This is a genomic window from Magnetovibrio sp., from assembly GCF_036568125.1.
Classification (GTDB): Bacteria; Pseudomonadota; Alphaproteobacteria; order Rhodospirillales; family Magnetovibrionaceae; genus Magnetovibrio.
Window position 1 is genome coordinate 707,945 of record NZ_DATCTF010000010.1, and the last position, 25,613, is coordinate 733,557.

The window sequence follows — 25,613 nt, forward strand, 5'->3', positions numbered from 1 at the left end:
TTCCGCGAATTGTTTTGCAACCCAAAGCAAGCTATCCCGGCGAAGCAAAAGCTTCGCCGGGCTTGTTTTTGTCAGGATCTTGTCAGATTGAGCGATCCGGTTGCATGAATTTGCATAAAAATGTGCTGAAACCCGCAAAAAACTGGGGAAAACTCAACATGTGTGATTGACGCGGTTCGCGTTTCAACACTAGAGTCCTGCATCAACGAATCACTGCGCCGCCCAAACGGCGCATACCTGTATAATCCTTGATTTTATGAAGGGGGCCTTAAGTTGAACAAGAATGATCTGATTGCCGCCGTTGCGAGCAGCACGGACCTGTCCAAAGCAGACGCCACGAAGGCTGTTGACGGTGTTCTCGACGCCATCACGGGTTCTCTGAAGTCCGGTAACGAAGTCCGCCTCGTCGGTTTCGGCACCTTTAGCGTTGCCGCTCGCGCGGCTTCCACCGGTCGCAATCCGCGTACCGGCGAATCCATCAAAATTCCGGCCTCCAACCAGCCGAAGTTCAAAGCTGGTAAGGCTCTTAAAGACGCCGTCAACTAAGACAGCGCCTTTGCGATTTTCGGCCGCTCCCGCATCGGGGGCGGCCGTTTCGCATTTTCGGAACTTGGGTTGCGTTTAGACTTGAGTTCGGCGAGACGGCACAGTAGTGTCGCGACGTTTTGAAAAAGACACCTCAGGGCGGTTAGCTCAGCTGGCAGAGCATCTCGTTTACACCGAGAGGGTCGGCGGTTCGATCCCGTCACCGCCCACCATTCAAAAGCCTCGGGAAACCGGGGCTTTTTGATGTTCTGGGGGGAGTGACTGGCAGTTAGAGGTTTTAGGGTTTTGCGAACTGGTTTGCAAAACTCATGTTTTGCCCCAGTGTTTCGGACAAATCCTCCAAATAGTCGGGGGAGAACTTGCGATACACGCGGCGCACCGTGATGGGGTGCGTGGCCGTCAAATCCGCGATCTTGTCCACCGAGTAGCCGTCCTCCGAAAGCCAGGATATGACCGAGTGCTTGAGGATGTGCGGACAGGCCCAGGGAACGCCAGCCTTGCTGGCGGCTTCCCCGAATGATCGCTTGATGCTTTGCACTGGGTTGCCCTTGTACTCGACCACGTAGGGTGATTGCGCGTACGCGCTTGCCGACTTCAAAGCGGATACCACGTCCGTGCTGATGGGCACTACCGTGCGGCGCTTTTTCGTAATCGCCATCTCGGGATCCGTGAAGTCCAGCCGTCCACGTTGCAGATCCACACGATCCCAGGTCAGCCCGAGAATGGCACCCCTGCGTGCCCCAGTCGTCATGGCGATCAGAAGGTACAGGCGTAGGTGCATCGGCTCCGCCGCTTCGAATAAGGACTTGGCTTGCACTCGCGTCAAGAAGCGCTCCCTGGGTGGTTTCTTGGCCGGAATTTCGATGTAGGGGGCTTTGTCGATCCAACCGCATTTGACGGCCATGCGAAGAGTTGTCCGCAGTTCGAATAGTTCCTCCCGGAGAGAGGAAGGAACGTGCTTGCGCTTCGTCCAGTATTCCTTGACGAAGGGCGGAGTAATCCGTTCCGGTCGCATGGGGCCGAAATGCGCTTTGAGCTGATTGTGAAATGTGGGCGTTTTTGCCGCACGCGATTTGCCGGATGACTTCAAATCGTCCAGCCTCAACTCCAACAGTGCGGACACTGTTGGAGTTTTCGGCGTGGATTTCGCAGCAAGGTACTCGCTTAGGAAGCATTGAGCCGCCCCTTCATGCGGAGTGCCTGTGCTAAGGACTTGTCGTCCATCCCGGACATACCAGTTTTCTTTGTCCCGAATTCGGACAAGTCGGGCTGGTTTGCGCGGGCGTGGCATTGGTTCTGCTCCAGAAATTCGTCAAGGTGTTCGCGGGCAATACGAATAGCGCAAGAAAATGCACGTTGGTAGCCCTTCAACTTGCCGTCATGGACAAGCTTTCGAACAGTCTCATACGAATAGCCAAGCATTCCAGCCACGTCGCGGAGGGTGTAGTAGGGGCCTTTGGCCCAATCGCCATTACGTGATGTCTCATAGCGTTTGAAAACCAGCCGGTTTCCAACTTCGTGCATATGGACTTGAGGGTGAGGCAGTGCGTGTGTATGATGTTGATCATAAATCGAACTCATGGAGCTTTTCCTTTCGTTTGCTCTGTAGAGGCTGCGTCAACAGCCTCAGTTTCGGTAGATGACAATGCAGAACGGCTCGGGTCTTTTTGATCCGGGCCGTTTTCTATTCCGCCACTCAGGTACTCGGCTTTTGCCTTTTCCATGCGGGCGCGGAATTCTTCGTGTTCTTTCTGAGCTTCTTCAGAAGGGTCCTTTCCTTCCAAAACCGTGTTGATGCGCTCAACTTTACTGTTCAACCAATGCAGCTCCCCCCCAATCTGGGCAAGGTTTTGATGTAAGTCCTCAATAGACTTGATGTTGTATTCGAACTTCATCCAATCAGCGTCGGACGCAAAGAAATCTGTGAAACGAAAATAATCTTTGCTTTTAGGAGGCCATGATCGTGGTTCTTCGCTTTCTAGCTCCTCCTGAGCTAAACGCCCTAACTGGATTGCATCGAATGCTTCACGAGGGTCAATTTCCAGGTGCTCACAAATTTTCACTAAGTTTGGCGCCGACGGGATTTTCCCTCCTTCATTTTCGGGCAATTCGTATTTGACCATGGAGCTTGGGCTAATACCGATCATGCGGGCAAAGGTCGTTCTCGCGATGCCTTTCCGCTCTCGATGCGTCCTAATTAGCTGATGCAATCCGGGTAGCCCCTGGTCCATTTAATCCCCCAGCACTTATGGTGTGCCATAATGATGTAAAAACAATTACACCTATTTGGTGGTTTTGTCAAATGCCATCATGAATGTTGTGTTGTCGGGGGGCGTGAGGCCGATATCTTGTGCAGAACACTTGATTATCTGCTCATTGTGGCATGGGTGGCATTACGATATGTTGCTTAGGTGTTTTGGAAAATGGTGTTGATTTATGTCCATTGACGAAGAACAAACTGAAGCTCCTGAGGAAATCGGCAGTGAGCCGTTTCTCGAAAGCAGTGGTGCAAAACCCAAAAAGTCATACACAAAAGCACACGCAGACCTCGAGGCTGAGCAACTGGCCACGGTCACGGGTGTGCAATTATTGTTGGATAGGGTTGAGGACTTGGAACATCAGGTCGAAACGCTTTCTTCGTTTCGTGACAGTTTTCACGCCAGCGATAAGAAGGCCGCCATTTTGGAAAGTGAAATTAAGGCCCTTAGTTCAAATGAAATTCTTTATGGCGCTACCCTCTCTATTGGTGCTCTTGCCCTGGGAGCCGTTCCTGGTATCTCTGCGATTCCTGCTGTTCCCGCATGGGTCTCTTGGACTTTTGGCGTTGTGGGGACGGCATTGATTATCGGCGCTGTTATTTCAAAAATTGTCAAACATCGGGGGGGCAAATAATGACCCTGAAGCTTGACAAAATTTCAAACAGTTCAGATTTGGACAAAGAGCGGATTGTAATATCTGTTCTTCAAGATGATGATGTTGGGCAATATGCAATGTTGAGGTCATATGTGAACAATGATGCTCCAACAGCAGGTGATCAAGAGGCCTTTTGGTTTCCAGATCAAAAAGTAAAAACAGGAGACCTCGTTGTTCTTTATTCTAAAGATGGGACAACGAGTACAAAGGCTTTGAAAAATGGAGCGACGGTTTATTTTTTCTATTGGGGCAAGAGCAATCCAATGTGGAGAGAAAGGACTTATGTTCCTATCCTTCTAGATATTCGTGAGTGGCAAGTCCTGGGTGTTTGACATTTTCGCTTTCTCATACTGAATAGGGGCCCATAACGGGCCCCTATTGCGAAGTCAGTCTATATAGGTTTTGAGTTTGTCCACAATGGACATGGCGCGCAGTTTCGGACGCAAGGCCACGATCAGTTCCATTTTGTCAGGGGCATCCCACCACTCCCAGAAGTTGTTCCCCGGCAGTTCGACGCCCAGTTCGTCGGCCAGTGCTTCCAGCTTCGTTTCTTCCATCGCGTAGAGGTCGATGCCGATCAAAGCCGTGTCCACGATCCGGTCCTCGATGTTGCCGCAAAACGCTTGGGCCTTGTCGGCGTCATCGTTGAAGAGGTCGAAGAAGGTGTCGATGTTGTGGCTTTCGTCTTCGCTCAAACCACGTTCAACCGCCAAGATCAGCAAGTCGCTCGGTTCCAGATATTTCAGCGCGTCGTGAATGTCGGCGGACAGAGCCATGGCACCGCGTTGCACGTTCTCAAAAGCGTGTTCACGCATGTCGTCCAGATCGGCCAACATGCCGCGCAAGGTTTCGACCGGATCGTTTTCATTCGCCGGCGCAATTTTCGGGCTGGTCGTTTCCGGTTGAACGGAAGTTTCAGCCTTGGCCGTGCCGCCGTTCGTTACCCACTCCATGGCAACGCCATAGAGTTCACACAGTGTTTGAACGCGAGCAAGGGAAGGTTCTTGCTGTCCACCCTCAATTTTTTCAAGAGACCGAACGGGAATGTTCGTTTGCTCGAACACCTGCGAACGGGTAAGGCCCTTGTCGTCACGTGCTTTACGCAGACGCATGCCTGCGGTTTCTTCCGTGCCTTCGATTACTTCCTTCATTTTGACTGCCATTGTTTCACCTATCAGTTTGAGTTGGAGAATTCCCCGAGCCTTTCGTTACGTATACGAAGGCAGAGGACTGCTTCCGGGGACCGTCCCCGGGACTTGAAAACCTGTTTTGTTCATTGGAGCCGTCCTCCCGCATGCCCATGCGGGTTCTGAGGGGGAGGCGACCAGTCTTGTCCCCACGAGGGAGCGTTCCGTTCTGGGACAGTTGTCGTTGTAGTGTGCTGCATAGAGGGGCTTGCGCCCTGGGAGTCCGTATTTGCCTTCTGAGCGGCCTTCTTCTCTTCTGCCTCCCGTTTGGCAAAAATGCTCTTGGCTTCGCTCACGACGCCTTCTAAGCCGTTTGCAGTGACCATCTCTTCGAAGTTTCCAGTGTAGTCATGGACGATCACACACGGTTCCATGCGTCGCGTAAATTTCGGCATGGGGCGGGTGATAGCCAGGACAACATTCGGACGTTCGCCCGCTTCGCTTTCGGGGCGCGGCTGGCGTTCCTTGCGTTCCGTCAAACGCCAAATCCACCGGCCATCAACCGTAGGAACTTGGATCAGGTTTTGGCGGTTCTTGTGGAGCGTTGAACGGAATTCCCGGAGCGCTCCCAGGGGATGAAAGAATTTGAGCGGGCCTTCGTGTACGGCGATCAATTCACCGTTCTCACCTTTGCGGGTTTCGACCTCGCCCGTTTCCGGATCAAACTTCGGACGGCCACCGGAAACTTGATGGAACAGTTCCGCAAATTCGTCGTCGCTCAGCAGGTCAAACTCGGCGGGCTTGAAGCAATACTTCACCACCTCATTGGCCTTCTGGATTTTGCTGTCGTGGACATATCCTTTGGGGAAGTAGCCTTTGGCGAAGTCCAGAAACTCAGTCCACTTCTGTTTGCCCAGGTAACGGTTGCTGCGAAACAGAACATGGCTGTGCAAGTTCATCATGGCCGCGCCATCGTCGGCACGGTGGATCGTGTTCTCGACGTTGTAGAACTGCACCTCAATCCCGAAGTCTTTGAGCTTCGGATGTGCCGCAAATTTGGACATGCGCCGGGTGTGCGCCTTGTGGTGCTCGCGGTAGCTTTCCAGTCGGCACCAGCCCGCAGAGACAACGAGCATGCGCATACGCTTGGCTTTGGTGGTGTCGACCAAATACCGGACGTTCTTGAGCATGGTGTGAACGTTGCGCGATTGCTGGTAGGGGATCAGGTTGCAGTTCCGATAGTCCGTCGCCAGTTCCGCTTGGCCGGACACGAGGCCGACCACTGCCGTATCGCCACGGGTCAACCGTCCTTGAATACCCATGCGCTCCAAACGCTCGATGATGGCTTCGGACTGTTCGCGAAGCTGGCGTTCACGGATGCGGCCATCAAGGTAGGTGTCTCGCGCAACCTCTCGCCCGATCAGGCTTTCATTGATTTCTTTGCACGAGATTTCTTTTGGGCCTGCCTTCCATCCGAAGTCGTCCGCTTTGGTGTTCTGCTTGGGCAGGGGCAGGGCGTTGCCCATGCCTTGGGCAACAGAGAGGGGGAGAGAGTGGGTTTCGCCTGACGGCGAAGTAGCAGCGGTTTTAGGAGCGCGGCTTTGATCGGGGGCGCTCGCAGAAACCGGGGCAGGGGGGGGAGGGGTGAAAGAGCGGCCCGAGGGCGGGATGAAACCCGAGGCCTCGGAGCCGCGCTCCCAAAATCCCACAGGGGCTACTACCTCCCCGCGGGCAAAACTGAATTTGTTGCCAGGGAGACCGCTCATGCGCGCATCCCGACTTGTTTGATAGCCTCCCAGGAAATGACCTGGGGAGCAAGGGGGGCGCTCTCGGGGACCGCTCCCTGAGAATTGGAGTTTTCCTTAGCTAAGGGAAAAGTGGCCTCTTTGGCGTCCCGGAGAATGTTCGCAACCGTGACCGGATGAACACGGTAACGGGCGGCGATTTGCTGGTTGCTTTGCCCATTGTCGTAAAGGCGTTTGATTTCGCGTGCGCGACGGATGCGGACCTTGCAATGCAGGGTGCGTTTGAAACGGACGCTGACCAGTTCCAGCAGATACCAGTCCACGCCGAGAAGGTTCGCAATGGTGCGGGTGGTTTCGCGGTTGCCGACAATTTTGGTTCCGCTGCCAGCCTGTCGATGATGGCGGTAGCCGATACGGCCCAGGCGTTCGTGTTCGGTGTCACGTTGCCGGATGCGTTCAACCTGCTGGCGCTGGTGTTCTTCGGATGCACGTTCCTGCTTAGCGGCGGCGATTCGTGCGGCTTGGCCTAGGCGGTCAGCGTTGGTTGAAAGCCATTCAGCTACCTCAATGGGCATTTCCAGGGTGAGGGTAATGTATCCAGGGCGTCCGCGCTCAGACATGGCACACCTCCCAGGTTAGGAAGGTTGAGCCGGGCGCAATCAGGCAGGGGTTTTGCAAACCAGTTTGCAAAACGATTTCGGCACGCTTGAAAAAGCGCGCAATTCCGCCATTCAGGAAAATGTAGGTTTGGACAGGTTTGGTAAGGTTTGCTTTAGGTTGGCGTCGTTTACACCGAGAGGGTCGGCGGTTCGATCCCGTCACCGCCCACCATAATTTCAAAGGCGGCGCCATGTGCGCCGCTTTTTTTGTGCCTGGTTCATTGTGAAAATGCGATGGGCTTTCGCGCCGAATGGTGTGTTGTCATGGTCGTACAGGTATAGAATAATCGCCTAATGGTATATCAGGCTTGCGCTAATGGTATATCAGGCTTGCGCGAGGGGGCAGATGAATATCGGACGTTCGATCAAGGTGATCGCAGTGGCAGGGTTTGGGGCGATGATGGTGCTTGGGGCTAATACCGCTCTGGCCAAAAGCTGTCCTAAGATGGCGAAAACCAAGATTACGGTCAATTTGCTCAACCCACCGGCCAAACTGCAGCACGCCAACACCATCACCGAAATCAACCGCATGTTCGGCGTACGGGCCAAATCCGTCGGCGGGGGACTGAACGGTTGGCATGCGCCGGGTGGCCCAAATAGCGTGATCCGTGGCCTGACCCGGGCCAAGTTGGGCGGAAATTTCTCATTTGCGCCTTACTGGGTTAAGAGCAGCGGCACTTTCTGTTATAGCGCCAAGGAATTGACCCTCAACTTTGGCTACGTCGAACATGCGGTATTCATCCCGCGGATCTATGCGCCCAGTTCGTGCGAATACAAGGTCGTGTATGCCCATGAACGCACTCATGTGCAAATCAACCGCAAGGCGATGGAAAAATTTGGCGCGACGTTGAAGCAAAGGTTGGAAACAAAGCTGGCGAAATCCGGCGTGGCGGTCGTCCGCCAGCAAAGCCAGGGAGTGCAGGCATATCGCGACTTGGTGAACGCCGTGCTCAGGGAATTGATTCAGGAGATGTATCTCTTTTCGATCCCGTTGCATGACAAAATCGATACCCCCACGAACTACCAACTCGAAGACGCCAAGTGCACAAAATGGGTCAAGGATGTGCGGTGACATGCCGGGGCTCTTTGGGGCTCTAAACGATTAGTCCACGATTAGTCCGCCGCATCGTGATGACCGCCGCCGTCGCCGTGTCCTTCATCGGCACCGGCGCTGCCGGTTACTTTTCCGGGGCGCGCACTTTCAAATGCGCCGCCGACGGTTAGATCGTAATAATCGTCGCTATAGTCCGGGGTTTTTGCCTCGAATTCGTGCGTGTAATCGGGCAATTGCAGACCCTCGCTAATGGGCGTGATCGTCCCGCCACGCGCAATGGAGACATTTTCTTTCGCTCCGACGTCGATGACGGGGCCGTCGGCGGTTTCACGCGATCTCACCGTAAAGGTGCCTTCAAGGACATTGATGATGGTGCCGCCGTCGGGCGTGACGAAAATCACCGCGTCAGAGCCGCGCAAGCCGATGGCGGCGCTGGGGGTGACGATCGAAATGCCATCGTTGGCCATCTTACCAGAAACGAATCGCAACGTGCCAAGGGTGAAGTTGTAGACCGCTCTCATGGATGCGCTGCCGGGATCGTAGACGAATTCGTCAATGACCAGACTGGCGCGTTCGCCCAGGAACAACTCCGTGTCGTCGTTCATCTCGATCAAAATCGCGGCGCCGCCATCGGTTTCGATCAATTCACCGAAGACCACGTTGTAGCGCGGAAACTTGCGTTCGCGGCTTTGACCCGGCGCGGTACCGTACGCATCCATGCGCTGCTTAACGACTTTGCCGACGGTTTCTGTCGCCTGACATACGGGGGCTTGGACCAAAACGATCAAGCCGACGAAGGCGGTGAGTACAGCTTTTAGGTGCCGCCAAAATGTGTTTGCTCTGAAATGTTTCATGCTGACCTCCTAAATGCAGAGAGCAAAAAACCAGAGAACTCTTTCGTCATACATTATACGCCTTTGTGACGTTTATTTCAGCTTGTCGATTTGTATCTTTAAGTGTTCAGGGCCATGCAAATGGATTAGTATCTGCACAACGAAAATGCGAGTGAGACGGTCATGAGTGAGACGAAATCAACCGAGAAACAGCTCGAGATGGAACTTCTGCGCGAGTTCGCTCATGAAATTCGCACGCCGCTCAACGCCATGCTGGGGTTTTCGGCGATGATGAAGAAAGGCGCGCTGCCGCAGCCTTTGTCGGAAGATCGCATTTTCGATTATGCCGACCGCATCAATGTTTCGACACGCCGTCTGCTGCAAGTGTGCGAACGGGTTTTGGATCAGGCCATCCAGGGCCAAGCCTCGGTGAACAAGGAAGACATTGATTTTCACAGCTTCTGCCCGGAAATCATCCGCACCTTCGAAGTCGATGCGCAAGAACGCGGCATCACCTTGAACTACGCCATTGCCGAAGATTTCCCAGTTTTGCACACCGATCCGGTGGTGTTGTACGAGATCATGTCCAACCTCATCAGCAACGCCATCAAATTCACGCCTAAGGGCGGTGTGGTGACGGTCAAAGGCGAGCGGGATTATAAAAACGACGGCTTGATTCTCATTGTCCAAGACACCGGTAAAGGCATCCCGGCGACGATCTTGATGAGTTTGATGAAAGGCGGCGCGGTGACGACGTCCTATGCCCATTCCGATCGCAAGGGCTGGGGGCAAGGCATCAAGTTCGTTCACGACAAGGTCAAATTGCTCGGCGGCACGTTGGAAATCGAAAATGCCATGAGCGGCGGTACCGTTGCGTGCATTCGCATGCCCAGCACAAAATAGTTTTCAGCTCAATGCCCGTTCGCGTGTAGTATTGCGGCTATAAATCGCAATGTGCAGAAAAGGCGCCGCTCATGAGCGATGAGACCTCTCCCGACAAACAGCGGGGCATGGAATTGCTCAGCGAATTCGCTCACGAAATTCGCACGCCGTTGACGGCCATGCTGGGATACACATCGTTTCTCAAAGGTGATGGGGAGGTCGAGCTGACGCCTCTTCAAGTCAAGGATTTCGCCGAGCGCCTGCACACATCGACCAAGCGTTTGTTGCAAATCACCGAGCGTGTGCTCGACGAAGCCGTCAGCGGCACGGCGCGGGTGAAGAAGGAAAATGTCGATTTCACCGCTTTCAGCAACGAAATCGTCAAAAACTTCGAGGCCGACGCCGAAGCCCGCGGCATTCGGTTGGTCAACGAGATCGCGCAAAATTTTCCGGTTCTCGTCACCGATCCGGTGCTGCTGTACGAAATGCTTTCTAACCTCATCTCGAACGCCTTGAAATTCACCCCCAAGGGAGGGATGGTGAAAATCAAAGGCGAGGTCGATGTGCGCAGCAAAGGCCTGATTTTGGTCATTCAGGACACCGGAAAGGGGATCCCGGCCTCGATCGTGATGCACATGTTGCAAGGTGCCTCGATGACCACCTCGTCGGCGTGATCGGACCAAAAGGGCTGGGGCAAGGGGGTGCAGTTGGTGCGTGACAAGGCCGCGCTGTTGGGCGGAGTTTTGCAAATCGAAAACGCGCCCCAAGGCGGCACCGTGGCCTGTATTCGCATTCCTTCCGCGTAACGGCGGCGCGATTTCTTTTGTCTAAATGGACAGATGCGCGAAACGGTAAACTGTGTTTGAATAAAAAATAACAGCGCCATGCACTGTGAAACAAAATAAACTCACATTTGACTGTCCGGAAAGACCGACCGCAATGACCCAGCCGCCGACCGCAACCGACAACCACGCCAACCTCAGCGTTGTGGATCTGTTTTCCATCGGCATCGGACCATCCAGCTCGCACACGGTGGGGCCGATGCGCGCGGCTTACCGGTTTGTCACGGAACTGGGCGAGCAGGGCGATGTGCAGCGGGTTCATCATGTGCGCGTGACTTTGTACGGGTCCTTGGCGCTGACCGGGCGCGGTCACCACACCGACAAGGCTTTGTTGCTGGGGTTGTCGGGCAAGCGCCCACGGACCATCGAAGCGCACGAGGTGGAAAACATCGTCGCGGATATCACCGCGCGCAAAGGCCTGCTTTTGGGCGGGCAGAAGGACATTTCCTTCGATCCAGACGCGGATATCGTGTTTCTCGACCACGAGGTCTTGGCGCGCCACACCAACGCGATGCGCTTCGACGCCATGGACGGGGCCGGCGACACCATCAAAAGCAAGACGTTCTATTCCATCGGCGGCGGTTTTGTGGTGGCCGACGGCGATTCGGAAGCCGACGCTTATATCACCGGCGACAACGTGCGCATTCGCTACCCATTTTCGTCGGCCGAAGAATTGCTGCGCATTGGCCGCGAAGAGAACCTTTCCATCGCCCAAATCATGCTCATCAATGAAACGGCGTGGCGCGAAGAGGCCGAGACGTTCACCTTTCTCGACCGAATCCATCAGGTCATGGACGATTGCATCGAGCACGGTCTGCAAGGCGAGGGCAATTTACCGGGCGGGCTCAATGTGCCGCGGCGGGCGAAAAAACTGCTCACGGATCTCAACGCCAATTCGGAACGCAATCTGCGCGACCCGCTGACCATCATGGACTGGGTCAACCTGTATGCCTTGGCGGTGAACGAGGAAAACGCTTCCGGCGGACGGGTGGTGACGGCGCCGACCAACGGGGCGGCGGGCATCATTCCGGCGGTGATTCGCTACTACGAGCGTTTTTGCCCCCATCGTGCGCCCACCGCACGCGACGGTATCCGGTCCTTTCTGCTCACCGCGGCGGCGATCGGCGTGCTGTACAAGACCCGCGCGTCGATTTCCGGGGCCGAAGTCGGCTGCCAAGGCGAAGTCGGGGTGGCGTGCTCGATGGCGGCAGGCGGCTTGACTGCTGCGCTTGGCGGCACCAACGAACAGATCGAAAACGCCGCCGAAATCGGCATGGAGCACAATTTGGGCCTGACCTGCGATCCCATCGGCGGGCTGGTGCAAATTCCCTGCATCGAACGCAACGCCATGGGCGCGGTCAAAGCCATCAACGCCGCACGCTTGGCGCTCAAAGGCGACGGCGCGCATTTCGTCAGCCTCGATCAAGTGATCGAAACCATGCGCCAGACCGGCCTGGACATGCAATCGAAGTACAAAGAAACCTCCCAAGGCGGTTTGGCCGTCAACGTGGTCGAATGTTGAGCGATTTTTGTCGCGGTTGATTCGAGTTTCGCGCACTTTTTTCCGCCAACCGACCGTAACGACTTGGTTTTTGGCTGGGTTCAGGCCCTGAAAAGAGCTGCAAAATTTTCATAGAACGTCGCGAAAGCCTTACAAAATCGCCGCTGTTTCATTTTTTTCACAAAAGCGTCCGCACAACGCTTGACGCCCGGCGGGGGCTGCATTACATAGACGCGTCTTCGGGCGGCAAGGCTGGTTCACACCGACCTTCGCAACGCGAAGAACGAGAACGGCGAAGGGGGTGTAGCTCAGTTGGTTAGAGCGCCGGCCTGTCACGCCGGAGGCCGCGGGTTCGAGTCCCGTCACTCCCGCCATTCTAGGCGCCGTCTCCTCCAAAAACCGCGACCTTCGGGTTGCGGTTTTTTGTTTTTCGGACACTCTTTCACCCTTCGCGTGCGGCTTCTTGTTGCGGCGCACAAAAAAACATCCCCAACACGCATTCTTGACTTGAACGGCCCTGTAAACGGGGTAGTCTGGCCCTACCCAATCGGGGATATGTTGCTGCAAGGAAATAGCCTATAAAGCTTCTACACCTCGTGGGGAGGTATGGATGCATGCGATACAAAAAACAAACGTGCGCATCTGCTGCTGACATACTGAATTTTTTCAACGGAACGTCCTGGGGAGTTCCAAAATCCTATGACTGTGAGACCATTTTTGCGCCTTGTGAAAACCAGTGTAACGCGCCAAACGCGTTCGTTGGCGGGATCTGAATGCGCGACAAATGGCGCTACGGTTCATGGGGCTCCCCTGTGGGAGCCTGTGCATGAGCGACGCGCTTTTATCTGATTACTTTCCGGTCCTGGTGTTCTTGGGCATTGCTGGCGTGATGTCGGTCTTCATGGTCGCCGCCAGCTGGCTCATTGGACGCCAAAAGCCGGACCCGGAAAAAGATTCGGCCTACGAATGCGGATTCGAGGCGTTCGAAGACGCGCGCATTAAATTCGATGTGCGATTCTATCTGGTGGCCATCTTGTTCATCATTTTCGATTTGGAAGTCGCGTTCCTGTTTCCGTGGGCGGCCAACTTAGGCTCCATCGGCCTGTTCGGTTTCTGGTCGATGATGATTTTCCTCGCCGTACTGACCATCGGCTTTGTCTATGAATGGAAGAAAGGGGCTTTGGAATGGGAGTAGAAACCAAACCGGGCGCTGATCAAGACGCGCTTTTGTCCCAAGTCGCCGACGAACTGAACGAACGCGGTTTCGTTGTCGCCAACGTCGACAAGCTGGTCAATTACGTGCGCACCGGCTCGATGTGGCCGATGACCTTCGGTCTGGCGTGCTGCGCGGTGGAAATGATTCACGCCTATGTCAGCCGTTACGATCTGGACCGATTCGGCGTCGTGCCGCGTCCCAGCCCGCGCCAGTCCGACGTGATCATCGTCGCCGGCACGCTGACCAACAAGATGGCCCCGGCGTTCCGCAAGGTCTACGACCAGATGTCGGAACCGCGCTGGGTGATCTCCATGGGCTCGTGCGCCAACGGCGGCGGCTACTATCATTATTCCTATTCGGTGGTGCGCGGCTGCGATCGCGTTGTGCCGGTGGACATCTATGTGCCGGGGTGCCCGCCGACGGCGGAAGCGCTGATTTACGGCATCATGCAATTGCAGAAGAAAATCAAACGGACAGGCACGCTGTTTCGTTAAGTCGCGCAGACGAGCAAGAGATCGGGAGTTTTTGGACCTATGGATCCAGCCCTTGAAGAATTGAAAGAGATCGTCACGGAAGCTTTGGGTGCGTCCGTCGTGGACGCGACCTTGAGCATGAGCGAAACCCGTGGCGAATTGTCCATTCAGGTGCAGCGCAACGACATCGTGCGCGTGCTCACCTATCTGCGCGACAACGTCAATTGCCAGTTCAAGCAGTTGGTGGACCTGTGCGGCGTCGATTACCCCGAACGCGAAGAGCGATTCGAGGTCGTCTACAACCTGCTCTCCATGACGCTGAACCGCCGCATCCGCGTCAAGGTGCGCACGGCGGGCGAGGCGGTGCCGAGCGTGGTCGAGGTGTTTTCCACCGCCGGCTGGTTCGAGCGCGAATGCTGGGACCTGTTCGGCGTGCCGTTCACCGGCAATCCCGATCTGCGCCGCATTCTCACCGATTACGGTTTCGAAGGTCATCCGCTGCGCAAGGACTTCCCGTTGTCGGGCTTTGTCGAGATGCGCTACGACGACGAGAAAAAGCGCGTCGTCTACGAGCCGGTGAAACTGACCCAGGAATTCCGCAGTTTTGATTTCCTCAGCCCCTGGGAAGGTCAGCCGAGCATGCTGCCCGGCGACGAAAAAGCCGAACAAAATGGCAATGGGGAGGGCGCTTAAGTCATGGCTCAGAACCAAATCAAAAACATGACGCTGAACTTCGGCCCCCAGCACCCGGCGGCGCACGGTGTGCTGCGTATGGTGTTGGAGATGGACGGCGAAATCATCGACCGCGCCGATCCGCACATCGGTCTGCTCCATCGCGGCACCGAAAAGCTGATTGAAAACAAGACCTACCAGCAGGCGACGCCGTATTTCGATCGTCTCGACTACGTCGCGCCGCAAAACCAGGAACATGCCTTCGTGCTGGCGGCGGAAAAGCTGCTGGGCGTCGAGGTTCCTGAACGCGCCCAGTACATCCGCGTGTTGTTTTGCGAAATCGGCCGCATTTTGAACCACATCTTGAACGTGTCCTCGTACGCCATGGACGTTGGCGCGATGACGCCGATGCTGTGGAGCTTCGAAGACCGCGAACGGTTGATGGAATTCTGCGAACGGGTGTCCGGCGCGCGCATGCACATGAACTACTTCCGCGTCGGCGGCGTGGCTCGCGATATGCCTGACGGTCTAGCCGAAGACATCTTGAAGTGGATCGATGCATTCCCTCAGATGATCGACGACATGGAAACGCTGCTGACCGAAAACCGCATCTTCAAGCAGCGCACCGTCGACATCGCCACGGTCAGCCAGGAAAAGGCCCTCGACTGGGGCTTTACCGGCCCCAACCTGCGCGCCAGCGGCATGGCTTGGGATCTGCGTAAGTCGCAGCCTTACGACGCCTACGCCAAAATGGATTTCGACATTCCCGTGGGCAAGAACGGCGACTGTTACGATCGTTACTTGGTGCGCATGATGGAGATGAGGGAATCTCTCAAGATCATGCGTCAAGCCATTGAAAACATGCCTGATGGCCCGTCGATTACGGAAAACCGCAAGGTCGCGCCGCCACCCCGTGCTGACATGAAGACTTCGATGGAAGCGTTGATCCATCACTTCAAGCTGATGACCGAAGGCATGCACGTTCCGGCGGGCGAGACCTACACCGCGGTCGAAGCGCCCAAGGGCGAGTTTGCCGTCTTCTTGGTGTCGGACGGCACCAACAAACCGTATCGCTGCAAAATCCGTGCGCCGGGCTTCGCCCATCTGCAAGCCATGGACATGATGTGCGAAGGCCACATGTTGGCCGACGCCGTCGCCGTGATCGGTTCCATTGATATTGTGTTTGGTGAGATCGACCGATGAGTGAACACGCTGAGACCTTCGCCTTTACGGCGGAAAACCTGGAGGCTGCCAAGGCCATTATGGCCAAGTATCCCGAAGGCCGTGAAGCCAGCGCCACCATGCCGCTGTTGACCTTGGCGCAACGCCAAAACGACAACTGGCTGCCGCGCGCGGCCATGGACGTGGTCGCCGAAATGGTCGGCCTCGCGCCGATGCGCGTCTACGAGGTCGCGACCTTCTACACCATGTACAACCTCAAACCCGTGGGCAAAAACTTCGTCCAGGTGTGCACCAACATTTCGTGCCTGCTCAAGGGCTCCGACGACGTGTTCAAGGTGTGCAAGAAAAAGCTCGGCATCGAAAACGGCGAAACCACGCCGGACGGCATGTTCACGCTGTTGGAAGTCGAATGCCTGGGCGCGTGTGTCAACGCTCCGATGATGCAGATCGGCGACGATTATTACGAAGACCTGGATGCGGCCAGCACGGAAAAGGTGCTCGACGCCTTTGCCCGTGGCGAAACGCCGACGCCGGGTTCGCAAGCAGGCAAACGCGTGGGCTGTCAGCCCGCGGGCGGCCTCACCACGTTGACCGGGGAGGACTGAGCCATGCTGCACGATCGCGATCGTATCTTCACCAACATCTACGGCATTCACGATGTCGGCCTGAAAGGCGCGCAATCGCGTGGCGATTGGGACAAAACCGCGAGCCTGATCAAAAAAGGCCGCGAGTGGATCGTCGAGGAAATGAAGGCATCGGGTCTGCGCGGCCGTGGCGGCGCAGGTTTCGGTACCGGTATGAAGTGGTCCTTCATGCCCAAAGAAACCGACGGCCGTCCGCATTACCTGGTGATCAACGCTGACGAAGGCGAACCGGGCACCTGTAAGGACCGCGAAATCCTCCGTTCCGAACCGCACAAGCTGGTCGAAGGCGCGCTGTTGGCGTCCGTCGGCATCGGTGCGCACACCTGTTACATCTATGTGCGCGGCGAGTTCTACCGCGAGGCCGAAGCCCTGCAACGCGCCATCGACGAAGCCTATGCGGCAGGATTGGTGGGCAAGAACGCCTGCAAATCGGGTTATGACTTCGACATCTACGTCCATCTCGGCGCGGGTGCGTACATCTGCGGCGAGGAAAGCGCGTTGATCGAAAGCCTGGAAGGCAAAAAAGGCCAACCGCGCTTGAAACCGCCGTTCCCCGCCAACTGCGGCCTGTACGGCTGCCCGACCACCGTCAACAACGTCGAATCCATCGCCGTGGTGCCGGAAATCCTGCGTCGCGGCGGGGCCTGGTTCGCGGGCATCGGACGGGAAAACAACACCGGCACCAAGCTGTTTTGCGTGTCCGGCCATGTCAACAATCCGTGCACCTTCGAAGAAGCCATGGGCGTTCCGATGAAGGAAATGCTCGAAAAGCATTGCGGCGGCGTGATCGGCGGGTGGAACAACCTCAAGGGCGTTATCCCTGGCGGTTCGTCCGTTCCGGTGATGACCAAAGGCCAATGCGACGGCGCGTTGATGGATTACGACGGCTTGAAAGAACACGGTTCGGGCCTCGGCACGGCGGCGGTGATCGTCATGGACCAGTCCACCGACATCGTGCGTGCCATCACCCGCTTGAGCGCGTTTTACAAACACGAAAGCTGCGGCCAATGCACGCCGTGCCGCGAGGGCACCGGGTGGATGTGGCGCATGATGGAACGTATTAGCGAGGGCAACGCCCACATCGATGAAATCGACTTGCTCGAAGATGTCACCCGCAGGATCGAAGGGCACACCATTTGCGCTCTCGGCGACGCGGCCGCTTGGCCAATTCAAGGTCTGATCCGCCATTTCCGCCCGGAAATGGAAGCTCGCATCTTGGAAAAAGCTGGAACCCAGGCCGACGCGCCCGATCGCGCTGCGGAATAATTAGCTAAGTTAGAGGAAGGGGAGCCATGCCAAAGCTCACCATTGACGGCAAGGAAATCGAAGTCGACGCCGGTTTGACCGTGCTGCAGGCTTGCGAACTGGCGGGCGCCGAAGTCCCCCGGTTCTGCTATCACGAACGGCTGCCGCTTTCGGGCAACTGCCGCATGTGTCTGGTGGAAATGGAACGCGCGCCCAAGCCGGTGGCGTCGTGCTGCATGCCGGTCGGCGAAGGTCAGGTGATCCACACCAACACCGAAAAAGTCAAAAAGATGCGCGAAGCGGTGATGGAGTTCTTGCTCATCAACCATCCGCTCGATTGCCCGATCTGCGACCAGGGCGGCGAATGCGATCTGCAAGATCAAGCCATGGCCTACGGCGGCGGCGACTCGCGCTTTCACGAACACAAGCGCGCGGTCGACGACAAGGACTTCGGTCCGCTGATCCGCGGCGTGATGACGCGCTGCATCCACTGCACCCGTTGTGTACGCTTCGCCAGCGAAATCGCCGGCAGCCCGGAATTGGGCGGCGTCTATCGCGGCGAGCACCTGGAAATCGGCACCTATGTGAACAATGCCATCACCTCAGAACTGTCGGGCAACATGATCGATTTGTGCCCGGTCGGCGCGCTGACGTCGGTGCCTTACGCATTCAAGGCACGTCCGTGGGAACTGAAAAAGACCGAAAGCGTCGATGTGCTCGATGCGGTCGGCGCGAACATCCGCGTCGATGCCCGCGGCGGTGCGGTGATGCGCATTGTGCCGCGCCTGCACGAAGACGTGAACGAAGAATGGCTGGGCGACAAGTCGCGCTTTGCCTGCGACGGCTTGGGGCGTCAGCGTCTCGACAAGCCGTACGTCAAAAAGGACGGCAAGCTGCAACCGGCCACCTGGGACGAAGCGTTCGCGGCCATCAAGGCCAAGCTCGACGGCCTGGACGGCTCCAAAATCGCCGCGTTGGCGGGCGACACCGTCGACGTCGAAGCGATGACGGCGCTCAAAGACCTGTTGCATGTGCTTGGGTCCAAGAACCACGACTGCCGCCAAGAAGGCAGTGCGGTCGATCCGAACGTGCGCGCCAGCTACATCTTCAACACCACCATCGCCGGGATCGAAGAGGCCGACGCGCTGTTGATCATCGGCTCCAACCCGCGCATCGAAGCGCCGGTGCTCAATGCCCGCATCCGCAAGCGCTACCTGATGGGCGGTTTCCCGGTCGGCGTGGTTGGTCCGGCGGCGGATTTGACCTACAAGCACGAAAACTTCGGTGACGATCCGGCGTTGCTGAACGAACTGGCTTCGGGCAAGCATGCGTTTGCCAAGGTCTTGAAAAAGGCCAAGAAACCAATGCTGATCCTCGGCGCGGGCGCGTTGATGCGCGCAGACGGCGGTGCCGTACTCGCCGCTGCCAAGGCCATCGCCGACGCCACCGGCATGGTGAAAGACGGCTGGAACGGCTTCAACGTGCTGCAAACCGCCGCCTCGCGCGTCGGTGGTTTGGACATCGGCTTTTCACCCAAGGACGGCGGACTGGACACTGCGGGCATCTTGGATGCGTGCGGTGACGGTAAGGTCGAGGTTCTCTACCTGCTGGCCGCCGACGGCATGGAAGCGGCCAAGTTGTCCGACACCTTTATCATCTATCAAGGCCATCACGGCGACAGCGGCGCGCATCTCGCCGATGTGATCTTGCCGGGGGCCGCGTACACGGAAAAGAACGCCACCTATGTCAACACCGAAGGCCGCGTGCAACGCGGTCAACTGGCGGTGTTCCCGCGTGGCGAGGCCAAGGAAGACTGGGCCATCATCCGCGCCTTGTCGGCCGTTTTGGGCAAGCCGTTGAAGTACGACACGTTGCCCCAGGTGCGCGCGCGCATGGCGGAAATCAATCCGCTGTTCGCCACCGTGGATGAAATCCAACCCGCCGAGTGGGGGGATTTCGGCCAGCAGGGTGATCTGCAATCGAAACCGTTGTCATCGCATATTCGGAATTATTACATGACCGACCCGATTTCACGCGCCTCCGAAACCATGGCGGCGTGCACCGCCGAGATCCTTGGGATCTCTGGGGGCGAGACGGAAAGGACCGGCACCGATGGTTGAACTTTGGGATAACTATCTGTGGCCGCTGATTTGGATCGTCATCAAGATCCTGGTCATCGTCGTGCCCATTCTCATCGCCGTTGCGTACCTGACCTATGTCGAACGCAAGGTGATCAGCGCCATGCAACTGCGCCGCGGCCCCAACGTGGTCGGGCCGTTCGGCTTGCTGCAACCGCTGGCGGACGGCGCCAAGCTGTTTTTGAAGGAAACGGTGATCCCGTCCAGCGCCAACCGGGCGGTGTTCCTGATCGCGCCGATGGTGACGTTCTTCCTGGCCTTGATCGCGTGGGCGGTGATCCCGTTCGGCGAGGGTCTGGTGTTGGCCGACATCAACGTCGGCGTGCTTTACCTGTTCGCGGTGTCCAGCCTCGGCGTCTACGGCATCTTGATGGCGGGTTGGGCGTCCAACTCCAAATACGCGTTCTTGGGCGCGTTGCGCTCGGCCGCGCAGATGGTGTCTTACGAAGTCTCCATGGGCTTCGTCATCATAACCGTGTTGCTGTGCGTGGGCTCGCTGAACCTGAGCGCCATCGTCGAAGCCCAGCGCGGCATGTGGTTCGTCATTCCGCTGTTTCCGATGGCGGTGGTGTTCTTCATCTCGACCTTGGCGGAAACCAACCGTCACCCGTTCGATTTGCCGGAAGCGGAAGCTGAACTGGTCGCGGGCTACAACGTCGAATATTCGGCGATGACGTTCGCACTGTTCTTCTTGGGTGAATACGCCAATATGATCTTGATGTGTGGCATGACCACCATCTTGTTCTTAGGCGGCTGGTTGCCGCCGATCGACATCGCGCCGTTCAACCTGATCCCCGGACCGATCTGGTTCGCGATCAAGATCGCGGCGCTGTTGTTCATCTATATCTGGGTGCGCGCCAGTTTCCCGCGCTATCGCTACGACCAATTGATGCGTCTGGGCTGGAAAGTGTTCCTGCCGATGTCGCTGGCGGCGGTGGTGATCGTTTCGGGCGTGCTGGTGACGTTCGACTTATTGCCGCAAACCGCCTTGGGCGCAGGTTGAGGGGAGACCGAGACATGAGCTTCATCGACCGCAACATCCGCCCGTTCCTGATGATCGAACTGCTGCAAGGCATGCTGTTGACCTTGCGCTATATGTTCCGTCCCAAGGTGACGCTGAACTATCCGTATGAAAAAGGCCCGCTGAGCCCGCGTTTTCGCGGCGAACACGCGCTGCGCCGCTACCCCAACGGGGAAGAGCGCTGCATCGCGTGCAAGCTGTGCGAAGCGGTGTGCCCGGCCCAGGCCATCACCATCGAGGCCGAACCGCGTGACGACGGCTCGCGCCGCACCACGCGCTACGACATCGACATGACCAAATGCATCTACTGCGGGTTTTGTGAAGAAGCCTGCCCGGTGGACGCCATCGTCGAAGGCCCCAATTTCGAGTACGCGACCGAAACGCGTGAAGAGCTGATGTATGACAAAGCCAAACTTCTGGACAACGGCGCACGGTGGGAGGTCGAACTCGACCTTCGTCTGCGCGCCGATGCTCCGTATCGCTAGGAGCCGGGGGAACAGATGATCGAAACTTTGGTCTTTTACATGTTCGCCATCACCTGCGTCGCATCCGGCGTGCTGGTGGTGACGAGCCGCAACCCGGTTCATTCCGTGTTGTTCCTGATCTTGGCGTTTTTCAACGCGGGCGGTCTGTTCGTGCTGGCGGGGGCGGAATTCCTGGCCATGCTGTTGATCGTCGTCTACGTCGGCGCGGTCGCGGTGCTGTTCATGTTCGTGGTCATGATGCTGGACGTCACGGTGGTCGAGATGAAGCAAGGCTTCCTCAACTATCTGCCCATCGGGCTTTTGGTGGTGGCGATCTTCGCCGGGGAAATTCTGGCCTCGTCGGTGGCGTGGCACATGGCGCCCGAAGCGGCCGCCAACATCCAAGCCAAGACGCCGGATGTGCAAAACACCTCGGCTTTGGCGGAACTGATCTACACCCGCTACGTCTATCTGTTCCAGGCCGCGGGGCTGGTGCTGCTGGTCGCTATGATCGGTGCCATCGTGCTGACCCATCGCAAGCGCAAGGACAGCAAGAAACAGGTCATCGCCGATCAGTTGGCGCGCAACGCCAAGGAGACCGTGGTGCTCAAGAAAGTCGAAACGGGGAGGGGCATCTGATGGCTGACATTGGACTGGGTCATTACCTGACGGTTGCGGCGATTTTGTTCGCCACCGGCATGTTCGGGATTTTCCTCAACCGCAAAAACGTTATCGTCATCTTGATGTCGATTGAACTGATGCTGCTGGCGGTGAACATCAACATGGTGGCGTTCTCCGTCGAACTGGGGGATCTGGTGGGGCAAGTGTTCTCGCTGTTCATCCTCACCGTCGCCGCCGCCGAGGCCGCCATCGGGCTGGCCATCTTGGTGGTGTTCTTCCGCGTTCGCGGCTCGATCGCCGTCGACGACATTAACGCCATGAAGGGCTGAGGAGACCAAGATGAGCATGATCAAAGCCATTGTCTTCCTGCCGCTTCTGGCCTCGATGATCGCGGGGGCGCTCGCGTTCGTCGATTGCGGCAAAGACAAACACAAAAAGCACCAGATCGACACCATTGCCCAGTGGGTCACCTCGGGCCTGCTGTTGGTGACCATGGTGTTGTCGTGGATGACGTTCCAGCAGGTCGGTTTGGGTGGCGACAGCTACACCGTGACCATCGTGCAGTGGATTCAATCGGGTGATCTGGATCTCAACTGGGCGCTCAAGGTCGATACCTTGACGGCGGTGATGCTGGTGGTGGTGTGCACGGTTTCGGCCATGGTGCACGTCTACGCCATCGGTTACATGCACCACGACCCCGACGTGCCGCGGTTCATGAGCTATCTGTCGTTGTTCACCTTCTGCATGCTGATGCTGGTGACCGCCGACAACCTGGTGCAGATGTTCTTCGGCTGGGAAGGGGTCGGCCTCGCGTCCTACCTGCTGATCGGCTTTTGGTACAACAAGCCCAGCGCCAACGCCGCCGCGATCAAGGCGTTCGTGGTCAACCGCGTCGGCGATTTCGGTTTTGCGCTCGGCATCTTCGCCACCTTTGTGATGTTCGGCACGGTCAACTTGGACAGCATTTTCGCTCAGGCGGGGACCATGACCAACGAGACCATTTCGATCTTCTCGGGCGAGTTCCACGCCATCACGGTGATCTGTCTGCTGCTGTTCGTCGGCGCTATGGGCAAGTCGGCGCAGTTGGGCCTGCACACCTGGCTGCCGGACGCCATGGAAGGCCCGACGCCGGTTTCCGCATTGATCCACGCCGCGACCATGGTCACGGCGGGCGTGTTCATGGTCAGCCGCATGTCGCCGCTGTTCGAATATTCGGACTTGGCGTTGCAGGTGGTGACCATCGTCGGCGCGTCAACGGCGATCTTCGCCGCGACCATCGGCTGCACCCAGTTCGACATCAAACGCGTGATCGCGTATTCGACCTGTTCGCAGCTCGGCTACATGTTCTTCGCCATCGGCGTGTCGGCCTATCAGGCGGCGATCTTCCACCTGATGACCCACGCGTTCTTCAAGGCGTTGCTGTTCTTGGGTGCGGGTTCGGTCATTCACGCCATGTCGGACGAACAAGACATGCGCAAGATGGGCGGCACCTGGAAATTGATCCCGGTGACCTACACTTTGATGTGGATCGGTTCCCTGGCTTTGGCCGGCGTGTTCCCGTTCGCGGGCTACTTCTCCAAGGACATGATCTTGGAAGCCGCTTACGGCGCGCATACGGGCGTCGGCAACTACGCCTTCTGGCTGGGCATCGCGGCGGCGTTCCTGACCGCGTTCTACAGCTGGCGTCTGATCATCATGACTTTCCACGGCGCACCGCGCGCCGATGAAAAGACCATGGCGCACGTGCACGAAAGCCCCAAGATCATGATCATGCCGTTGCTGTTGCTGGCGGCGGGCGCATGCGGCGCGGGCTGGGTCGGTTACAACTGGTTCGTCGGTCACGACGCGGCGCACTTCTGGGGCAACGCGATCTTGGTGCTCGACACCCATCCGGCGCTGGAAAACGCCCATCACGTTCCGGCGTGGGTCAAGTACCTGCCGTTGGTCGTCGGTGCAGCCGGTATCGCACTGGCGTACGTGATGTACATGTTCGTACCGGGCCTGCCGGCCAAGGTGGTCAGCGCGATCAAACCGGTGCACAAATTCGTATTCAACAAGTGGTACTTCGACGAGTTGTACGACGCCATTTTCGTCAAGCCTGCGTTCCGCCTGGGAACCAGTTTGTGGAAAGTGGGTGACCAAGCCATCATCGATGGTCTGGGGCCCAACGGCGTCGCTCAAGCCACGCAAGACACCGCCGAACAGGTCGGTGTGTTGCAGACGGGGTATCTCTACCACTATGCGTTCGCCATGTTGATCGGCGTCGTCAGCATGGTGGGCTGGTATTTGTTTATCGCGGGGTGATGGATGTTTGGCTTTGAGCACCTACTTTCGGTCCTGATCTTCCTGCCATTGGCGGGGGCGGGTTTCATCCTCATGATCTCCGGGGACGACGAGATCGCCGTGCGCAACGTGCGCCGGACGGCCTTGTTCGCATCGTCCTTCACGTTCGTGATGTCGTTGTTCTTGTGGTTCGGTTTCGACCCCAACACGGCCGATTTCCAGTTCGTCGAAAAGGCCGACTGGATCCCGACCTACAACATCAGCTACCACCTGGGCGTGGACGGCATTTCGATGCTGTTCGTGATGTTGACCACGCTGCTGACGCCGATCTGCATTCTGGCCAGCTGGGAAAGCATCAAGACCCGCGTGAAGGAATACATGATCGCGTTCTTGATCCTGGAAACCATGATGGTGGGCATGTTTTCCGCGCTCGACATCGTGATTTTCTACATCTTCTTCGAAGCCGTCCTGATCCCGATGTTCCTGATCATCGGTGTGTGGGGTGGTCAGCGCCGGGTGTATGCATCGTACAAGCTGTTCCTCTATACGCTGGCGGGGTCGGTGTTGATGCTGTTGGCGATCTTGGTGATGTACCTGCAGGCGGGCACCACCGACATCCCGACCCTGATGACGACCCGTTTCGATCCGGGCCTGCAAGTCTGGCTGTGGCTGGCGTTCTTCGCCTCGTTCGCGGTCAAGGTGCCGATGTGGCCGGTGCACACCTGGCTGCCCGACGCCCACGTCGAAGCGCCGACGGCGGGTTCGGTCATTCTGGCCGGCGTGCTGCTGAAATTCGGCGGTTACGGGTTCATCCGCTTCTCGTTGCCGATGTTCCCCGATGCCTCGGTCTATTTCACGCCGCTGATCTACGGTCTGTCCATCGTCGCAGTGATCTACACCTCGTTGGTGGCGCTGGTGCAGCACGACATGAAAAAGCTGATCGCGTATTCGTCCATCGCCCACATGGGCTTTGTGACGGCGGGCACCTTCACCTTGACCATCCAAGGCGTTGAAGGTGCGATCTATCAGATGCTCAGCCACGGCGTGGTCTCGGCGGCGTTGTTCCTGTGCGTCGGCGTGATCTACGACCGCATGCACACGCGCGAGATTTCCGCTTATGGCGGCTTGGTGCACAAGATGCCGGCCTATGCGTTGGTGTTCATGCTGTTCATGATGGCGTCCGTTGGCTTGCCGGGTACCGGCGGGTTCGTTGGCGAGTTCCTGGTCCTGGTCGGCTTGTTCAAAGCTAACACTTGGGTGGCGGCGTTCGTCGCCACGGGTGTGATCTTGGGGGCCGCGTACATGCTGTATCTCTATCGCCGGGTCGTGTTCGGCGCGCTGAAGAAGGAAGAGGTCAAGAAGATGCTCGATATGAGCCCGCGCGAAATGGCGGTGTTCGCCCCGCTGATCGTGTTGACGCTGTGGATGGGGGTCTATCCGGCGTCGTTCTTGGACGTCATGCATGTTTCTGTCGATAATCTGCTGGGCCAGGTGCATATGGCGCTGGATGCCAGCAAGGCCGCCGTCGTGGCCGGCCAGTAAGGGAGAGTTA

27 protein-coding genes and 2 tRNA genes are annotated in these 25,613 nt (G+C 57.3%); 22 read left to right on the top strand and 7 right to left on the bottom strand.

The features are described 5' to 3' along the window. The first annotated feature begins 273 nt into the window (after window positions 1–273). Together VIN96_RS08140 and VIN96_RS08145 are read left to right on the top strand one after the other, a co-directional pair. A complete protein-coding gene (locus VIN96_RS08140; RefSeq protein ID WP_331895304.1) occupies window positions 274–546 on the top strand; it encodes an HU family DNA-binding protein in 273 nt (90 codons plus the stop codon). A gap of 136 nt (window positions 547–682) precedes the next feature. Next, window positions 683–758: transfer RNA gene (locus VIN96_RS08145), tRNA-Val, on the top strand. A 65-nt stretch (window positions 759–823) separates the two neighbouring features. On the opposite strand, the gene VIN96_RS08150 is transcribed toward VIN96_RS08145, so the two are convergent. The 3 genes from VIN96_RS08150 to VIN96_RS08160 form a co-directional block, all read right to left on the bottom strand. Beyond that, window positions 824–1,636 (bottom strand): site-specific integrase, encoded by an 813-nt coding sequence (locus tag VIN96_RS08150; RefSeq protein WP_331895306.1) that lies wholly within the window; start codon window positions 1,634–1,636, stop codon window positions 824–826. 74 nt (window positions 1,637–1,710) lie between these two features. Beyond that, window positions 1,711–2,127, bottom strand: a complete 417-nt coding sequence (locus VIN96_RS08155; protein ID WP_331895307.1) for a helix-turn-helix domain-containing protein — start codon at window positions 2,125–2,127, stop codon at window positions 1,711–1,713. After that, entirely contained in the window at window positions 2,124–2,693 is a 570-nt protein-coding gene (locus VIN96_RS08160) for a helix-turn-helix transcriptional regulator (RefSeq protein WP_331895309.1), read from the bottom strand. The genes VIN96_RS08155 and VIN96_RS08160 overlap by 4 nt, the downstream gene beginning before the upstream one ends. 289 nt (window positions 2,694–2,982) lie before the next feature. Between VIN96_RS08160 and VIN96_RS08165 the strand changes: the two genes are divergently transcribed. Beyond that, entirely contained in the window at window positions 2,983–3,438 is a 456-nt protein-coding gene (locus VIN96_RS08165) for a hypothetical protein (RefSeq protein ID WP_331895311.1), read from the top strand. After that, entirely contained in the window at window positions 3,438–3,791 is a 354-nt protein-coding gene (locus VIN96_RS08170; RefSeq protein ID WP_331895313.1) for a hypothetical protein, read from the top strand. Before VIN96_RS08165 ends, VIN96_RS08170 begins: the two co-directional genes overlap by 1 nt. Before the next feature lie 54 nt (window positions 3,792–3,845). Here VIN96_RS08170 and VIN96_RS08175 read toward each other — a convergent pair whose 3' ends face one another. The 3 genes from VIN96_RS08175 to VIN96_RS08185 form a co-directional block, all read right to left on the bottom strand. Beyond that, on the bottom strand, window positions 3,846–4,622 hold the full coding sequence (locus tag VIN96_RS08175) for a helix-turn-helix transcriptional regulator (protein ID WP_331895314.1): 777 nt from the start codon (window positions 4,620–4,622) through the stop codon (window positions 3,846–3,848). 110 nt (window positions 4,623–4,732) lie between these two features. Further along, a complete protein-coding gene (locus tag VIN96_RS08180) occupies window positions 4,733–6,352 on the bottom strand; it encodes a hypothetical protein (RefSeq protein WP_331895315.1) in 1,620 nt (539 codons plus the stop codon). After that, complete coding sequence (locus tag VIN96_RS08185; protein ID WP_331895316.1) at window positions 6,349–6,951, bottom strand: hypothetical protein; 603 nt, start codon at window positions 6,949–6,951, stop codon at window positions 6,349–6,351. The genes VIN96_RS08180 and VIN96_RS08185 overlap by 4 nt, the downstream gene beginning before the upstream one ends. Before the next feature lie 385 nt (window positions 6,952–7,336). On the opposite strand from VIN96_RS08185, the gene VIN96_RS08190 reads away from it, so the two are divergent. Further along, complete coding sequence (locus tag VIN96_RS08190; RefSeq protein WP_331895317.1) at window positions 7,337–8,062, top strand: hypothetical protein; 726 nt, start codon at window positions 7,337–7,339, stop codon at window positions 8,060–8,062. Between the two features lie 41 nt (window positions 8,063–8,103). On the opposite strand, the gene VIN96_RS08195 is transcribed toward VIN96_RS08190, so the two are convergent. Next, on the bottom strand, window positions 8,104–8,898 hold the full coding sequence (locus VIN96_RS08195) for a FecR family protein (RefSeq protein WP_331895318.1): 795 nt from the start codon (window positions 8,896–8,898) through the stop codon (window positions 8,104–8,106). A 162-nt stretch (window positions 8,899–9,060) separates the two neighbouring features. Here VIN96_RS08195 and VIN96_RS08200 point away from each other — a divergent pair, with 162 nt between their 5' ends. The 17 genes from VIN96_RS08200 (at window position 9,061) to VIN96_RS08280 (ending at window position 25,603) form a co-directional block, all read left to right on the top strand. Then, entirely contained in the window at window positions 9,061–9,780 is a 720-nt protein-coding gene (locus VIN96_RS08200; protein WP_331895320.1) for a HAMP domain-containing sensor histidine kinase, read from the top strand. Between the two features lie 71 nt (window positions 9,781–9,851). Next, a complete protein-coding gene (locus tag VIN96_RS08205) occupies window positions 9,852–10,433 on the top strand; it encodes a HAMP domain-containing sensor histidine kinase (protein ID WP_331895322.1) in 582 nt (193 codons plus the stop codon). A 265-nt stretch (window positions 10,434–10,698) separates the two neighbouring features. Then, on the top strand, window positions 10,699–12,123 hold the full coding sequence (locus VIN96_RS08210; protein WP_331895323.1) for an L-serine ammonia-lyase: 1,425 nt from the start codon (window positions 10,699–10,701) through the stop codon (window positions 12,121–12,123). Window positions 12,124–12,399: 276 nt separating this feature from the next. Further along, a tRNA-Asp gene (locus VIN96_RS08215) sits at window positions 12,400–12,476 on the top strand. 452 nt (window positions 12,477–12,928) lie between these two features. Next, window positions 12,929–13,297: an NADH-quinone oxidoreductase subunit A gene (locus VIN96_RS08220; protein WP_331895324.1), complete on the top strand. Its 369-nt coding sequence runs from the start codon at window positions 12,929–12,931 to the stop codon at window positions 13,295–13,297. Beyond that, window positions 13,267–13,812 (top strand): NADH-quinone oxidoreductase subunit B family protein, encoded by a 546-nt coding sequence (locus VIN96_RS08225; protein ID WP_331895325.1) that lies wholly within the window; start codon window positions 13,267–13,269, stop codon window positions 13,810–13,812. Before VIN96_RS08220 ends, VIN96_RS08225 begins: the two co-directional genes overlap by 31 nt. Before the next feature lie 39 nt (window positions 13,813–13,851). Continuing rightward, window positions 13,852–14,484: an NADH-quinone oxidoreductase subunit C gene (locus VIN96_RS08230; protein WP_331895326.1), complete on the top strand. Its 633-nt coding sequence runs from the start codon at window positions 13,852–13,854 to the stop codon at window positions 14,482–14,484. Window positions 14,485–14,487: 3 nt separating this feature from the next. Continuing rightward, complete coding sequence (locus VIN96_RS08235) at window positions 14,488–15,666, top strand: NADH-quinone oxidoreductase subunit D (protein WP_331895327.1); 1,179 nt, start codon at window positions 14,488–14,490, stop codon at window positions 15,664–15,666. Then, window positions 15,663–16,250, top strand: a complete 588-nt coding sequence (gene nuoE / locus VIN96_RS08240) for an NADH-quinone oxidoreductase subunit NuoE (protein ID WP_331895328.1) — start codon at window positions 15,663–15,665, stop codon at window positions 16,248–16,250. The genes VIN96_RS08235 and nuoE overlap by 4 nt, the downstream gene beginning before the upstream one ends. A gap of 3 nt (window positions 16,251–16,253) precedes the next feature. After that, a complete protein-coding gene (gene nuoF / locus VIN96_RS08245; RefSeq protein ID WP_331895330.1) occupies window positions 16,254–17,555 on the top strand; it encodes an NADH-quinone oxidoreductase subunit NuoF in 1,302 nt (433 codons plus the stop codon). 26 nt (window positions 17,556–17,581) lie between these two features. Beyond that, window positions 17,582–19,654 carry an NADH-quinone oxidoreductase subunit NuoG gene (gene nuoG / locus VIN96_RS08250; protein WP_331895331.1) on the top strand — a complete coding sequence of 691 codons (2,073 nt, stop codon included), beginning with the start codon at window positions 17,582–17,584 and terminating at the stop codon, window positions 19,652–19,654. Further along, window positions 19,647–20,675: an NADH-quinone oxidoreductase subunit NuoH gene (nuoH, locus tag VIN96_RS08255; RefSeq protein WP_331895332.1), complete on the top strand. Its 1,029-nt coding sequence runs from the start codon at window positions 19,647–19,649 to the stop codon at window positions 20,673–20,675. The genes nuoG and nuoH overlap by 8 nt, the downstream gene beginning before the upstream one ends. 14 nt (window positions 20,676–20,689) lie before the next feature. Then, window positions 20,690–21,178, top strand: coding sequence for an NADH-quinone oxidoreductase subunit NuoI (nuoI, locus tag VIN96_RS08260; RefSeq protein WP_331895334.1), 489 nt, complete (start codon window positions 20,690–20,692; stop codon window positions 21,176–21,178). Between the two features lie 15 nt (window positions 21,179–21,193). Then, on the top strand, window positions 21,194–21,796 hold the full coding sequence (locus VIN96_RS08265; protein WP_331895336.1) for an NADH-quinone oxidoreductase subunit J: 603 nt from the start codon (window positions 21,194–21,196) through the stop codon (window positions 21,794–21,796). After that, on the top strand, window positions 21,796–22,107 hold the full coding sequence (gene nuoK, locus VIN96_RS08270) for an NADH-quinone oxidoreductase subunit NuoK (RefSeq protein WP_331895337.1): 312 nt from the start codon (window positions 21,796–21,798) through the stop codon (window positions 22,105–22,107). Before VIN96_RS08265 ends, nuoK begins: the two co-directional genes overlap by 1 nt. Window positions 22,108–22,123: 16 nt before the next feature. Further along, complete coding sequence (gene nuoL, locus VIN96_RS08275) at window positions 22,124–24,082, top strand: NADH-quinone oxidoreductase subunit L (protein ID WP_331895380.1); 1,959 nt, start codon at window positions 22,124–22,126, stop codon at window positions 24,080–24,082. 3 nt (window positions 24,083–24,085) lie between these two features. Next, on the top strand, window positions 24,086–25,603 hold the full coding sequence (locus tag VIN96_RS08280) for an NADH-quinone oxidoreductase subunit M (protein ID WP_331895338.1): 1,518 nt from the start codon (window positions 24,086–24,088) through the stop codon (window positions 25,601–25,603). The last annotated feature ends 10 nt before the right edge of the window (window positions 25,604–25,613 follow it).

What these genes read in the sequence shown, in the direction of transcription:
- nuoE (WP_331895328.1), top strand. Translation starts at nt 15,663, where the DNA reads ATGAGTGAACACGCTGAGACCTTCGCCTTTACGGCGGAAAACCTGGAG.
- VIN96_RS08175 (WP_331895314.1), bottom strand. Translation starts at nt 4,622, where the DNA reads ATGGCAGTCAAAATGAAGGAAGTAATCGAAGGCACGGAAGAAACCGCA.
- VIN96_RS08235 (WP_331895327.1), top strand. Translation starts at nt 14,488, where the DNA reads ATGGCTCAGAACCAAATCAAAAACATGACGCTGAACTTCGGCCCCCAG.
- VIN96_RS08220 (WP_331895324.1), top strand. Translation starts at nt 12,929, where the DNA reads ATGAGCGACGCGCTTTTATCTGATTACTTTCCGGTCCTGGTGTTCTTG.
- VIN96_RS08265 (WP_331895336.1), top strand. Translation starts at nt 21,194, where the DNA reads ATGATCGAAACTTTGGTCTTTTACATGTTCGCCATCACCTGCGTCGCA.
- VIN96_RS08200 (WP_331895320.1), top strand. Translation starts at nt 9,061, where the DNA reads ATGAGTGAGACGAAATCAACCGAGAAACAGCTCGAGATGGAACTTCTG.
- nuoF (WP_331895330.1), top strand. Translation starts at nt 16,254, where the DNA reads ATGCTGCACGATCGCGATCGTATCTTCACCAACATCTACGGCATTCAC.
- VIN96_RS08185 (WP_331895316.1), bottom strand. Translation starts at nt 6,951, where the DNA reads ATGTCTGAGCGCGGACGCCCTGGATACATTACCCTCACCCTGGAAATG.
- VIN96_RS08170 (WP_331895313.1), top strand. Translation starts at nt 3,438, where the DNA reads ATGACCCTGAAGCTTGACAAAATTTCAAACAGTTCAGATTTGGACAAA.
- VIN96_RS08205 (WP_331895322.1), top strand. Translation starts at nt 9,852, where the DNA reads ATGAGCGATGAGACCTCTCCCGACAAACAGCGGGGCATGGAATTGCTC.
- VIN96_RS08195 (WP_331895318.1), bottom strand. Translation starts at nt 8,898, where the DNA reads ATGAAACATTTCAGAGCAAACACATTTTGGCGGCACCTAAAAGCTGTA.
- VIN96_RS08155 (WP_331895307.1), bottom strand. Translation starts at nt 2,127, where the DNA reads ATGAGTTCGATTTATGATCAACATCATACACACGCACTGCCTCACCCT.
- nuoL (WP_331895380.1), top strand. Translation starts at nt 22,124, where the DNA reads ATGATCAAAGCCATTGTCTTCCTGCCGCTTCTGGCCTCGATGATCGCG.
- nuoH (WP_331895332.1), top strand. Translation starts at nt 19,647, where the DNA reads ATGGTTGAACTTTGGGATAACTATCTGTGGCCGCTGATTTGGATCGTC.
- VIN96_RS08230 (WP_331895326.1), top strand. Translation starts at nt 13,852, where the DNA reads ATGGATCCAGCCCTTGAAGAATTGAAAGAGATCGTCACGGAAGCTTTG.
- VIN96_RS08160 (WP_331895309.1), bottom strand. Translation starts at nt 2,693, where the DNA reads ATGATCGGTATTAGCCCAAGCTCCATGGTCAAATACGAATTGCCCGAA.
- VIN96_RS08225 (WP_331895325.1), top strand. Translation starts at nt 13,267, where the DNA reads ATGGAAGAAAGGGGCTTTGGAATGGGAGTAGAAACCAAACCGGGCGCT.
- nuoG (WP_331895331.1), top strand. Translation starts at nt 17,582, where the DNA reads ATGCCAAAGCTCACCATTGACGGCAAGGAAATCGAAGTCGACGCCGGT.
- VIN96_RS08210 (WP_331895323.1), top strand. Translation starts at nt 10,699, where the DNA reads ATGACCCAGCCGCCGACCGCAACCGACAACCACGCCAACCTCAGCGTT.
- VIN96_RS08190 (WP_331895317.1), top strand. Translation starts at nt 7,337, where the DNA reads ATGAATATCGGACGTTCGATCAAGGTGATCGCAGTGGCAGGGTTTGGG.
- nuoI (WP_331895334.1), top strand. Translation starts at nt 20,690, where the DNA reads ATGAGCTTCATCGACCGCAACATCCGCCCGTTCCTGATGATCGAACTG.
- VIN96_RS08280 (WP_331895338.1), top strand. Translation starts at nt 24,086, where the DNA reads ATGTTTGGCTTTGAGCACCTACTTTCGGTCCTGATCTTCCTGCCATTG.
- nuoK (WP_331895337.1), top strand. Translation starts at nt 21,796, where the DNA reads ATGGCTGACATTGGACTGGGTCATTACCTGACGGTTGCGGCGATTTTG.
- VIN96_RS08165 (WP_331895311.1), top strand. Translation starts at nt 2,983, where the DNA reads ATGTCCATTGACGAAGAACAAACTGAAGCTCCTGAGGAAATCGGCAGT.
- VIN96_RS08180 (WP_331895315.1), bottom strand. Translation starts at nt 6,352, where the DNA reads ATGAGCGGTCTCCCTGGCAACAAATTCAGTTTTGCCCGCGGGGAGGTA.